This window comes from Actinobacillus minor NM305 (assembly GCF_000175195.1).
GTDB classification, from domain to species: Bacteria; Pseudomonadota; Gammaproteobacteria; order Enterobacterales; family Pasteurellaceae; genus Haemophilus_A; species Haemophilus_A minor.
Genome location: NZ_ACQL01000154.1, coordinates 14,192 through 26,203, shown reverse-complemented (window position 1 = coordinate 26,203; position 12,012 = coordinate 14,192). Strand labels below are relative to the sequence as shown.

The window sequence follows — 12,012 nt, the reverse complement described above, 5'->3', positions numbered from 1 at the left end:
TAGACAAAATAGTTGCTAAAAAATACCTTGTTCCCGTCTCAATTTTTTTATTAACAACTCATCTTCTTGCTTTACAATCATATGGCTATGAAAGGCTTCTTGGCTGTGACAAAGTTTACACATTGCTTTAAGATTTTCTTCTTTATTATCTTGTTTAACGCCATTTTTATGATGAACATCCAGTAAATATCGATATAGCTCTAAATTTACATGACACTCTTCACAGGTAAAGTTTACGCTTTCTCGATAGTGCTTTGATATTTCTTCCCAATCATCTACATAGCCAGGTTTGCTTGGTTTTTTATCATTTGGAATTTTTCTAAAAAAAGTCTCATAATGGTTAAAAAAATCTTCTAGGTTAAATTCATTGAATACTCTGATGCGATTTAGGGTATAGTTCCGATAATTCAGTGCGGCTAGACAGTTTTTACAAACAGATAGCTCAACCTCAGCTTCTTGTGTAGTTAAGCTTCCTGAAATGTGAAAGATTCCTTTACGATTATTTGTTGCGTGATAACGTTCAAATCGCCCACTTTTTCTCATTTGCTCTAGTGTACGACAATCAGTAAGATGATATTTATTTCCGTTATTTTTAGGATCTAGGATCGCCTCATCATATTTAAAGCTATGATCTGGTATAAATAACACAACGTGTTCTCCTTGATAGGTAAAAACACCACTATCTGGATCAGGCTTAACATCAGCAATAGGAACTTCAATACCTTTTGATGATGATAGCCCTTCGACAACAATTTCTACTGGTTTAGAATTAAAATCAATGGAAAAAGGTACTAGCTCTGTGATCCCCATTTTTCGGATAGACGAAAATAGCGCAGAAAAATCAGCTTTAATCTCCATTATTTCATCTCCGATAATTTCTGAAGTTGCTCCTCAGCATTTGTAATAATTCTAAAGGTAACGCGCTTTGATGCCTGTTTATCTTCTATACCATTATTCAGTATAACTTTAGAGGATGATAATCCAACGGAAGAAATATTAGCCTTAATCCATTGGCGATATTCCTTTACCGTATTTAAATGATAAATATAATATAATACTTCTCTTGTCCGTTCTTGAGATAACCGCATATTTTCAAAATATGCAGTATCTTCGTCTGAATTTAAATTCCACTCACTGCTAGTATGTCCTTCAACTCTTACTTCATTGATAGAATCTTTATAATCATTGATCACTCTCATATAACGAGGGAAAAATTCATTTAATGTAGTTTTGAAACGTTCTTGAAGAGTTGAATCACCAGTTTTAAATAGTACTTCGGGATCGGTAAAAATAAAGGTTAAAGTATCTTTATCAATTCTTGCTTTCCAAGTTTCTAAATTAGGCTCAAATTCATCTTTTAAGGCTTGGTAAATTTCATTTTGGGTATCTCGATAGTTTTCAGCCACTTTTTTGGTGTTTAAAACAAAACTTACAGCAATAAATAAAAAAAGCATCATTAACCCAGACATTAAATCAGCCATAGGTAACCATTGGGAATCGTCCCCATTACTTTTTTTATCAATGAATTTAGACAAATCAATGTTCATTAGAAGTTTCTACCTTTCGTTGTAATTCGTTTCATTGCCTCAACTAGTTCCGAATAATCATCTGTAAATCGACGACTGATAGAGGTTAATGCTTGTCCCATATTACCAATAACACGAGATAATTCAGTTTCAAGAGCGCTATCAAGCGCTTTGATTTGTTTATCAATACTTTCGCCAGTTCTACTTAATGCTGTTTCACTTTCTTTTTCTAATTTAGCCATTAGTTTACGGCTTTCTTGCATATGTTCCTGCATAAATGATTCTAAAGAGCGAGTAAATTGTTGCTGAATTTGTTGTGTATTTTGTTCAAATTGCTGTTGCCAACGCATAATAAAATCTGTAATTTGCGTTGAAATCTGATTTTGTTGTGCTAAAAACGCTTTTTGCTCATCATTCATTGCTGTTGCTGTTTTTTCTAAAACAGCTGCACTTTCAACAAGGGCGCTATGGTTTTTCGTAATTGATACTACTAAAGGCTCTGTTGCTTGTGTTAGTTTTGAGGTAAACATTTCGCCATTCTCAATAAATGATTTCGCTAGTTTGTTAGAGGTTTCCAATGTTTTTTCTTTAAAATCATTAGAAATAGAAACAATATCAGAGGCTAATTTTTCTCCACTTTGTTTTAAGCCATCAACTAGTTCTACATTGGCTTTTTCCGTATTTTCTAACATCAACGAAATTTGTTTTTGAATTTCTGGTAAAGCTTCAACAGCTTTATCACGCACTTGAGCAAAAGTATTTAAATGATTTTCTAAATTATCAATTTGATTTTGGTTTGTTGAAATAACTTTGCTTAAATGTTCCATTGTAGTTGGGATCGATTTTGTCGAATTTTCAATATTTGCAACAGACATTTCTGTTGTTGAGAGGCTTTGAACACCTGCATGATAAAGAGAGATCATTTCATTCAGCTGTTTTTTGTAATTTTCTTGCCACTCAACTAATAAAGTTACTGCTTTATTGAGTTCTTTAAAGTTTTCACCAAACTGCTCAGTTAAATTATGATTGAAGTCTTGGATTACCTGTTTTAGGGCTTCAATTACAGCCTCCGTTGCAGATCTAGACATCATGTCAGCAAAGTCTTGTAATTTAATCCAAAGTTTATTTTCAAAACGTTCAAATACTTGTTGATTATCCTGTACTAAGGATTGGATAGATAATAAATTTGTAGCCATAGGCTCAATTAAATGTCTAAATTGTGTTTGACGATCTGATAAATCTCCCCGTAACAATTTAAGTTGCCCTAAAACACTGCTATCTGAATCACTCCCTAAACTTTTAACAAGATTTTCAATATGTGAAATTAATGATTCAGTATATTGATTTTGTTTTTTTAATTGTTCTGTTTGCTCGTAAAAATTATCTACAATTGCTTGTGCATCTAGTGCATTATTTTCTTTATTTTTAGAAAAAATGGTATAGATTATTTTTAATAAAATAGATAAAAAAACACCAAATACGCTACTTAAGAAGGCCGTTTTCATTCCGCCTAATAAAGAGCTAATACTCGTATCAATATGTTCAATATCGAAGTTTAATAACCCGGAAACTATTCCGGTAAATGTCCCGAGAATACCTAATGAAGTAAGTAAAACAGGCGTATATTCTGCAAAACTAGTAAATCGTTTTGATTTTTTAAAGCGAGATGTTAAAAAAGCACTTATGCCTAATAGTGCAACAATAATAAGAATAAAAAAGAACGCATTTGTTATTCCATCGGTAGAGAGATTTTTTAGAAAAGATTCAAAGAAATAAACCACTGATTACACTCCATTTTTATTTTTAAAGCTAAGTCTGTACAAAAACCATCTATATTAATATTCTAACAGAACTGATAAATTAGTGCACTCTATAATCAGGTGTCAGTACAATAAGTCTCTTCATTTTAGGTGGGTGGCATTTATTTATATTAAAAAGGAAAATACCCTTTTTTCATTTGCTTTATCTTAATCTATTTAACGGCAAGTTGTTGATAGGTTTGTTTTCCGGATGTGCAATCTATCCAAATTTTAATTGGATCTAATTTATTCTTAAAGGAAAATGTTTTATGACATTCGTTACAAAAATAACGTTGAGTATTATTTTGTATACCATGTTTCTTTATTTTCTGACTTTGACAAAATGGGCAGTTTTTTGTTCATATTTCAAAAAGAGGGCTTAAAGCCTTGTCCTATACAGTATTATGTAGCAGTTACACAAAAGTCAATTTTAGGAAAATTTATGTAGGGGCGGGGATAAACCCACCCCTACGAAAACATTTAATGTTTGTGCAAGTGCTACATAATACTGGTCCTATAAGGCTTTAAGCCACTTTTTAGCAACAAATTTGTCTATTACACCGTATAAAATCAGGGCGAATGTGATTCGCCCCTACAAAAACACCTTTTTAATCTGCGATTATTTTTTCCAAATACGTGTTTGGTAATCACGGATTGAACGGTCTGAGCTAAATGTACCAAGACGAGCGGTGTTTAGAATGGTTGATTCTAACCAAGCGGTCTGATTTTGGTAACGTTTTGCCACTTCTTTTTGCGCTTCACGATAGCTTGCAAAATCAGCTAATACGCAGAAGTAATCTTTATTTAACATATCATACACTAACGGCTCAAAGGTATCTTTATTACCGCCGGAGAATGTGCCGTCTGCTAAGGCGTCAATCGCTTGTTTTAATACTGCATCTTGCTCATAGTAAGTGCGAGATACATAGCCTTTTTCACGCAATTCACGGACAGAATCAACAGTATGACCAAAAATTACTACGTTGTCGTTGCCTGCAAATTCAGCGATTTCAACGTTCGCACCGTCTAATGTCCCGAGTGTGATTGCACCGTTTAAGGCAAGTTTCATATTACCTGTACCTGATGCTTCTTTTCCCGCTAATGAAATCTGCTCAGAAACATCCGCTGCCGGGATAATTTTTTCTGCAAGGCTAACACGGTAGTCCGGTAAGAATGCTACTTGTAATTTACCTTGCATATCCGGATCGCTGTTAATCACTTTTGCCACCGAGTTGATCGCTTGAATGATCTGTTTTGCCATAAAGTAGCCCGGAGCTGCTTTACCCGCAAAGATAAAGACACGTGGTACGAAATCTTGCGTTGGGTTCGCTTTAAGCTCTTGGTAAGTCGCGATGATGTTTAAGAGATTTAAATGTTGGCGTTTGTATTCGTGGAAACGCTTAATTTGAACATCAAAAATCGCATCGCAATTTACTTTTAAGCCTAATGTTTGTTCAATTTCTTTCGCTAATACCTGTTTATTGTGGCGTTTAATATCACGGTAAGCGGTTTGGAATTGTGGATCTTTTGCAAATTTTTCGATTTGCGATAATAGCTCTAAATCTTTCGTCCAGTCGCCTTCTACGTGTTTGTCTAATAACGCACTTAAATGTGGATTTGCTTGGCGGATCCAACGGCGTGGCGTAATACCGTTTGTAACGTTATGGAAACGACCTTTGAATAAACGTGCATAAGCCGGGAATAAATCGCTCACAACTAAATCAGAGTGGATTTGTGCCACACCGTTTACTGCAAAAGAACCCACAACCGATAAATTCGCCATACGAACACGGTGATTCATTAACACGGCGGTTTCTTCCCACGCTTGAGCAAATTCTGCTTCGCTGAATTCCGCTTTCACTTGTTGATAAAGCTCGTGGTTAATGCGATCAATGATGATTAAATGGCGAGGTAATAATTTTGCCACAAGATTTTGATCCCATTGCTCCAACGCTTCTGGTAATAATGTGTGGTTGGTGTAAGCAAATGTTTTTGAACAGATAGCCCAAGCCTGATCCCAAGTTAAATTGTATTGGTCAAGTAAAATACGCATTAGCTCTGGAATAGCGATTGCAGGGTGAGTATCGTTTAACTGGATAACTTCGTATTCCGGTAATTGCTCTAAGGTTCTGCCTTGCGCTAAATGGTTTTTCAAAATATCTGCCACAGAACACGCACAGTGGAAGTATTGTTGCATTAAGCGCAGTTCTTTCCCTTCTTGATGATTGTCATTCGGGTAAAGCACTTTTGTTAATTTAGAGGCATCAACCACTTTGCTTTCTGAAGTGAGGTATTCGCCATCGTTAAATTTAGCTAAATCGAAAGCGGTTTCGCTGTAACCTTGCCATAAGCGTAATGGTTGTTGCACGCCTTTGTAGCCCACGACCGGTAAATCGAAAGCTTCGCCATATACGGTCCATTCTGGTTGCCAATCGTATTTGTCGCCTTCACGGTGCCATACTTGGCCACCAAAGCCAACCGTTTGACGGAAGTCTGGGCGGTGATATTGTTGTAAATAGAAATCACGGCTCCATGCATCACCTTCTTCACGTTGTTCACCTGCCCAACCAAAACTTTGTTTGAATAAGCCGTATTGGTAATGTAAACCATAGCCCACAGCCGGCTGAGCAAGGCTTGCCATTGAGTCTAAATAGCAAGCCGCTAAGCGACCCAAACCGCCGTTACCTAAAGACGGATCGCGTTCTTCTTCTAAAATATCGAATAAATTTTTGCCGTATTTCGCTAATTGTTGCGCAACTTCATCGTAAACGCCAAGGCTTAATAAGTTATTACCTAATAGGCGACCGATAAGGAATTCCATTGAAAGATAGTTCACTTTGCGTGTGTTTACAAGCGGTGCATTTTTCGGATAATTTTGCAAAATCGCTTGTTGGCTCACTTGTGCAATAAATTGATACCATTGAGTATCAGAAAGGTTTTCTGCCGTTAAAAAACGTTCTTCACAATAGGTTTTTAACGATTGTTCAAATAAAGTGTTAAATTCGGTTGCTGTTGTCATGGGATATAAACTCCAAATCAAGAAAAAATAAGATTGGGCTTATTATTTGAAAAAATAGCGAGGCGTAAATCCTCCCTTATTCATCTATTTAGGTATGAAATGGTAGTAGTACTTCTTCTTTAATGAAAATGGACGTTAAAAATGGATCTGTTTCAGCCCCAGCGGGGCTGGGCTTAATGAACCTAGCACGGCTCGTGCTAGGTTATTTCTCAAATACGCGCTTCAATTAACTTAATTAAGGCTTTTATATGATCGCCACAGGCATTAAGTGCCGGAATATAGCGATAACTTTCTCCACCTGCATGCATAAAGTTTTCTTTATTTTCTTCCGCAATTTCTTCCAGCGTTTCTAGGCAGTCGGCAGAAAAGCCGGCACAGATGACCGCGACTTTTTTGATACCTTTTGCAGGAAAGCCTGAAAGCGTTTCATCGGTATAAGGTTGTAACCATTCTTCATCGCCAAAGCGAGATTGAAAGGTTAGGCACCATTTTTCTGTGGATAAGCCAAGCTGTTTTGCTACAAGTTCCGCCGTTTCACGGCAATGATCGGCATAAAAATCTCCCTCGGTTTCATAACGCTTCGGAATACCGTGAAAAGAAAATAATAGCAATTCATTTTCCGCAAGTTGGATCGTATTGGCGAGAGCTTGAATATAGAGCGGATCATCGTGGTAGCTATGGATAAATTCAAATGGTACGATGCGGCGCTGTTTTTTTAGGGCATCGGCAAAGGCATCAAAAACAGAGGCGGTTGTGGTGCTGCTATATTGTGGATACAACGGTAGCACAATAATCTTATCGACTTGTTGTTCTGTTAATTTTTCAAGAGCGTTTTCTATGCTCGGATTGCCATAGCTCATACCCAATTCAACAATGATAGATTGATTTTTGGCATCAAAATAGCTTTGTAGTGCTTTTTGTTGTTGACGAGAGATTGCTAAAAGTGGCGAGCCTTGATCCGTCCAGATAGACTGATAGAGCTTTGCGACACGAGGAGATCGTTTCGGTAAAATAAACAAATTAAGGATCGTTTGCCATTTTGTTTTCGGCAGATCAATCACGCGAGGATCGCTTAGAAACTGTCTTAAATAACGCTTTACGGCGGAGGTTGTTGGCGCATCCGGTGTGCCTAAATTGGCAAGTAAAATACCTATTTTTTGCGTTTTCATTTGATTATCTCGGAATTTAAATAGGTAAGTAGTTTGCTTGAATTTTTATAAGATGACAAATAGAATTTGCATATCATCACGTTAAAGAATGCTTTGTGATTGCTTTATTCAAAGAAAATTTACAAACAATTAAAGTAAAGCGTTGTTTTTGCCTTGCCTTTTGTTTGTTTTGTCGTTAAAATGACGACCTCTTTTTATGATCCTCAATTGGCATTAAGCCAAAATTATTAAATTAGGTAGATAACAATGAAACGTACATTTCAACCTTCTGTATTAAAACGTGCTCGTACTCACGGTTTCCGTGCTCGTATGGCTACTAAAAATGGTCGTCAAGTTTTAGCACGTCGTCGTGCTAAAGGTCGTAAATCTTTATCTGCATAATTGCAGCTAAAGTAGGCGAATCACAACAGTGAAGACGCTAACCTTTTCTCGGGAGCTACGTTTGTTAGCTCCCGTTCAATTTAAAGCTGTGTTCGAAAATCCTCAACGAGCCAGCACCCCTCAAATGACTTTACTTGCTAAAGCAAATGATGCTGAAGTTCCCCGTTTAGGCTTAACCGTTGCTAAAAAGCATTTAAAACGCGCTCACGATCGTAATCGTATCAAACGCATTGTGCGAGAGTCTTTCCGCTTAAAACAACACGAGCTTCCTTGTGCAGATTTTGTATTTGTGGTAAAAGCAGGTATCGGTAAATTAGATAACGCAACGCTTTTCGAAACGCTTGAAAAATTATGGGCAAGACACATTCGCCTGAGCAAAAATCCGGCTCCACCTGTTCAGAAGTAAAAAGCTCAGAAGTAAAAACGGGTTTAATCGCTAAGCTGCTTCTACTTCCAATTTATTTTTACCAATATGCGATTAGCCCGCTTATTGGACCTCGTTGTCGTTTTTATCCTACTTGTTCAACTTACGCGGTTGAGGCGATTAAACTACACGGCGCTTTTAAAGGCGGTTGGCTTGCATTCAAACGTATTCTTCGTTGTAATCCTTTAAATGAAGGAGGGGAAGATCCTGTGCCACCTAAATGTTGTGCTAAAAAGCACAACCGAAATTTCTAGTAAAATATTTTTAAATATTTGAACTTTTTGCGTAAGGGTAAGTCTATATGAAAGACTATTCCTTGTAATGGTCGTAAAATTTTGTTCATTATGTAGGTTGAAAACGATTAGATTTATGTCTAATCGTTTTGTTTTTTGTAGAACTTTTTAAGTAATAGTGGATCTAAATAGACATCATTGATAAAAACAGCAAATGGAGTAAAAAATGGATTTCAACAATCTTCTTAATCAAGTTCTTGGTGTAGCAAAAGAGCAACTTACCAAAACAGCAAACGGTAATTCAACAACAGATAAAGTAACCAAAATTGGTGGCGGTGCTGCTGCAATTGGTATTTTATCAATGATTTTAGGAAAACGAGGTGGAGCAAATCTCGCTAAATTAGGTTCGTTGGCGGCTCTTGGTAGCCTTGCTTATCAGGCATATCAGAATTATCAAGCAAGACAAAATCAAGCGGTCGAAAATACCAATCTTTTTGCAGTTGAAAATAGTGATGATGTGAGTAAAGTTATTTTACAAGCAATGATTGCAGCAGCTGCGGCTGATGGGGCTATTACCTCAGATGAAGCCGAAGCAATTGCAGCGGAAGCGGGTAATGATCCTGAATTACAACAATGGTTACAACAAGAAATTAATCAACCGGCAACTGTTGCTGAAATTGCTCAGCAAGTAGGTCGTAATCAAGCGCTGGCTTCGCAAGTCTATCTTGCTGCACGTATGGTATGTAAAGATTTAGAGCGTAAAGAAATTATTTTCTTAGCCAATCTTGCTGAAGCTTTGGGATTAAATGAACAGTTTGTAGAAGAGTTAGAAAAACAAGCTGGTTTCTAAGTTGAAAACTCCGCGAATAGCGGAGTTTTTTTATGCTCTTTTTCTTAGAGATCGTCCGATCTGATAAAAGAGTTTATCACCGATAGCCGCTGTCATTGCTCCAATTACAACGATAAATGCCCCGAGATAACTGATCCAATTCATATCAGGAGAAGCAAAAACTGTCGGGTAAAAGTGGTGCCCAAGTAATGAGAAAATCATCGTAAAGATAGGGATCATTGTTGTTACTACACTCACTTTTGAGGTTTCCCATTGGTTCAGCGCTTCGCCATAAGATCCATAGGCAATAAGGGTATTTAAACAGCAATAGACAAAGCATCCCCACAAAAAGGGGCTATCTATCTTTCCAAGTTGAGCTATTTCAGCAAAAGGTGTAAAAGCCACACCACAGCTTAAATAAATCATCATTAGAATTTGTTGTGAGCTAAAGTGTTTTAGTAATAACTTTTGCGCAGTACCGTAACATACCCAAATTAAACTCCCACATAGGCTTAATACCACTCCTAAAGCATAATGACTTAGTTGGAAAAGTTCGTGGAACTTATCATTAAAGAAAGCAAGTAACCCTATAACCAGCAAGGCAAAACCAATTTTTTGAGCAAAGGTAAATCTCTCTTTAAAGAGAAGTACTCCCAGAAAAATCATTAAAAATGGCGCAAATTGCCATAATACCTGCGTTGTTGTGGGGGATATATAATGTAGTCCTTCGGCAACAAGAAAGAAATTTCCCGAAAGACCGAGTACACCGAGCAGCATTAAACCAAACTGTTTACGGTTAGAAGCGGTTAATTTTGGTAATTTTTTTGCAAAAGCTAAAATGATGAGTAAACCAATACCGGCAACCCAAAAACGAGCCCAAACCAATGTTTGTGCTTGCATTACACTCAGTACTTGTTGAGCGGCAATAGGAAGTGTTCCCCACATTGCGGTTGCGGTAAGAGCCAAAATAAAGCCTAAAATAGGGTTCTTTTTCATTTTTTCTTCCTTGTACCTAAGAAGCGGTGACCTACGGCAGATAACAATGCACCACTCACTACACACAATGCACCGATAACGCTGAGAACAGAGAGTTCTGGTTCAGCAAAGTAATCAGGCAGCCAATAATAGGCGATCTCTGAAAAGCCCAGTGTAAGAATAGGAATAAGTGGCATCATAATGCTAACTTTAGATACATCCCAGCGATTTAGGGCTTCAGCATAAGAGCCATAGGCAATAATCGTATTTAAACAGCAATAAATCAGACAGATCAGGGCGATTGGGCTTAAATTCTCTGTTTGTGAGAATGTGGCAAAGGGGGTAAAAACCAAGCTGCATCCAATATACATCACGAGCAGAATTTGCATTGAATTAAAGCGCTCAAGCATTATTTTTTGTGCCAAGCCATAGCCGATCCAAAGTAAACTGGCAACCATTCCACATAAAATACCGAAGGCATAGTCATTCATTTGGGCGAAGTCATCAAAGCGATTGTGAAAGAACAATCCTAATCCAATTAAGACGACTATAAAGCCGATTTTTTGATGAAGTCCAATGGTTTCTTTAAAAATGATGACACCGCATACAATCATTGCAAAAGAAGAAATCGGGCTTAATACTTGGCTTGCCATAGCAGGAATGTAACGCAGCGCTACGTTAAAGAGAAAAAAGTTACAAGATAGTCCAAAAACACCAAGTAAGATTAACCAGCGATATTTGCGAGTAAAAGCGGTGGATTTTGGTAATTTTTTTGCAAAGAGTAGCATTAAGAAGACGCCGCACATTGCAGCAACAAATCGAAACCAAACGATGGTTTGGGCATTCATTTCTTTTAGAACCGGTTGTAATGCAATAGGAAGCGTTCCCCACATAATTACAGCAGTAAGCGCAAAAAGAAAACCAAGAAAAGGTTGTTTGTTCATAGGATATTACCAATTTTAGAATATAAAAAAACCTCACTGAAAGTGAGGTTCTTTTTTATTCATTTTGAAATGAATATGTTGATCATTACTCAGCAACGATGCTTACATATTTGCGATTTTTTTCGCCTTTCACTTCAAATTTAACTTTACCGTCTGCAGTTGCAAATAAAGTGTGGTCTTTACCCATACCTACGTTTGTACCTGCGTGGAATTTTGTACCACGTTGACGAACAATGATGCTACCTGCTAAAACAGATTCGCCACCGAAACGTTTAACACCAAGGCGTTTAGCTTCAGAATCACGACCGTTACGAGTTGAACCACCAGCTTTTTTAGTTGCCATCTACTTGATCTCCTCTGAAATTATGCTTGAATCCCAGTGATTTTCACTTCTGTGAACCACTGACGATGACCTTGTTGTTTACGGCTGTGTTTACGACGACGGAATTTAACGATGCGAACTTTTTCGCCACGACCGTGTGCTACAACTTCAGCCACTACTTTGCTACCTGCTACTACAGGTGTACCAATTTTAACATCTTCGCCATTAACGACCATTAACACTGAGTCGAATTCAACTTTCTCACCAGTTGCAACTTCAAGTTTTTCTAAACGAACAACTTGACCTTCGCTTACTCGGTGTTGTTTGCCGCCACTTTGGAAAACTGCGTACATATTTACTCCGCTAAATTGTGCCATTTACGCTGTGCGAT

At 37.3% G+C, this 12,012-nt stretch carries 14 protein-coding genes; 4 read left to right on the top strand and 10 right to left on the bottom strand.

The genetic code is table 11. The annotated features are described in order from the left end of the window. Window positions 1-15: 15 nt before the first annotated feature. The 6 genes from AM305_RS10795 to hemH form a co-directional block, all read right to left on the bottom strand. Window positions 16-858 carry a hypothetical protein gene (locus tag AM305_RS10795; protein ID WP_005826000.1) on the bottom strand — a complete coding sequence of 281 codons (843 nt, stop codon included), beginning with the start codon at window positions 856-858 and terminating at the stop codon, window positions 16-18. Continuing rightward, on the bottom strand, window positions 858-1,547 hold the full coding sequence (locus AM305_RS10790; RefSeq protein ID WP_005825998.1) for an OmpA family protein: 690 nt from the start codon (window positions 1,545-1,547) through the stop codon (window positions 858-860). Before AM305_RS10790 ends, AM305_RS10795 begins: the two co-directional genes overlap by 1 nt. After that, on the bottom strand, window positions 1,547-3,307 hold the full coding sequence (locus AM305_RS10785; protein ID WP_005825996.1) for a MotA/TolQ/ExbB proton channel family protein: 1,761 nt from the start codon (window positions 3,305-3,307) through the stop codon (window positions 1,547-1,549). Before AM305_RS10785 ends, AM305_RS10790 begins: the two co-directional genes overlap by 1 nt. A 191-nt stretch (window positions 3,308-3,498) precedes the next feature. Beyond that, complete coding sequence (locus tag AM305_RS12985) at window positions 3,499-3,636, bottom strand: hypothetical protein (RefSeq protein WP_420196313.1); 138 nt, start codon at window positions 3,634-3,636, stop codon at window positions 3,499-3,501. Window positions 3,637-3,944: 308 nt separating this feature from the next. Further along, window positions 3,945-6,344, bottom strand: coding sequence for a glycogen/starch/alpha-glucan family phosphorylase (gene glgP / locus AM305_RS10775; protein ID WP_005825992.1), 2,400 nt, complete (start codon window positions 6,342-6,344; stop codon window positions 3,945-3,947). A 209-nt stretch (window positions 6,345-6,553) separates the two neighbouring features. Next, window positions 6,554-7,513 (bottom strand): ferrochelatase, encoded by a 960-nt coding sequence (gene hemH, locus AM305_RS10770; RefSeq protein WP_005825991.1) that lies wholly within the window; start codon window positions 7,511-7,513, stop codon window positions 6,554-6,556. 246 nt (window positions 7,514-7,759) lie between these two features. Here hemH and rpmH point away from each other — a divergent pair, with 246 nt between their 5' ends. From rpmH to AM305_RS10750, 4 genes are all read left to right on the top strand, one after another. Then, a complete protein-coding gene (rpmH, locus tag AM305_RS10765) occupies window positions 7,760-7,894 on the top strand; it encodes a 50S ribosomal protein L34 (protein ID WP_005599701.1) in 135 nt (44 codons plus the stop codon). Window positions 7,895-7,922: 28 nt separating this feature from the next. Continuing rightward, window positions 7,923-8,300, top strand: coding sequence for a ribonuclease P protein component (gene rnpA, locus AM305_RS10760; protein WP_081453556.1), 378 nt, complete (start codon window positions 7,923-7,925; stop codon window positions 8,298-8,300). Next, window positions 8,246-8,572 (top strand): membrane protein insertion efficiency factor YidD, encoded by a 327-nt coding sequence (yidD, locus tag AM305_RS10755; protein ID WP_005825987.1) that lies wholly within the window; start codon window positions 8,246-8,248, stop codon window positions 8,570-8,572. The genes rnpA and yidD overlap by 55 nt, the downstream gene beginning before the upstream one ends. Before the next feature lie 205 nt (window positions 8,573-8,777). Beyond that, window positions 8,778-9,401: a tellurite resistance TerB family protein gene (locus AM305_RS10750; protein ID WP_005825985.1), complete on the top strand. Its 624-nt coding sequence runs from the start codon at window positions 8,778-8,780 to the stop codon at window positions 9,399-9,401. Between the two features lie 30 nt (window positions 9,402-9,431). On the opposite strand, the gene AM305_RS10745 is transcribed toward AM305_RS10750, so the two are convergent. The 4 genes from AM305_RS10745 to rplU all read right to left on the bottom strand — a co-directional run bounded on the left by AM305_RS10745 (window position 9,432) and on the right by rplU (window position 11,974). After that, on the bottom strand, window positions 9,432-10,376 hold the full coding sequence (locus AM305_RS10745) for a DMT family transporter (protein WP_005825983.1): 945 nt from the start codon (window positions 10,374-10,376) through the stop codon (window positions 9,432-9,434). Next, the gene (locus AM305_RS10740; RefSeq protein ID WP_005825981.1) at window positions 10,373-11,299 is read right to left on the bottom strand and encodes a DMT family transporter; all 927 of its coding nucleotides are present in this window, start codon (window positions 11,297-11,299) and stop codon (window positions 10,373-10,375) included. The genes AM305_RS10745 and AM305_RS10740 overlap by 4 nt, the downstream gene beginning before the upstream one ends. A gap of 85 nt (window positions 11,300-11,384) precedes the next feature. Continuing rightward, the gene (gene rpmA / locus AM305_RS10735; protein WP_005820534.1) at window positions 11,385-11,642 is read right to left on the bottom strand and encodes a 50S ribosomal protein L27; all 258 of its coding nucleotides are present in this window, start codon (window positions 11,640-11,642) and stop codon (window positions 11,385-11,387) included. Between the two features lie 20 nt (window positions 11,643-11,662). After that, on the bottom strand, window positions 11,663-11,974 hold the full coding sequence (rplU, locus tag AM305_RS10730) for a 50S ribosomal protein L21 (RefSeq protein ID WP_005820536.1): 312 nt from the start codon (window positions 11,972-11,974) through the stop codon (window positions 11,663-11,665). Window positions 11,975-12,012: the final 38 nt, after the last annotated feature.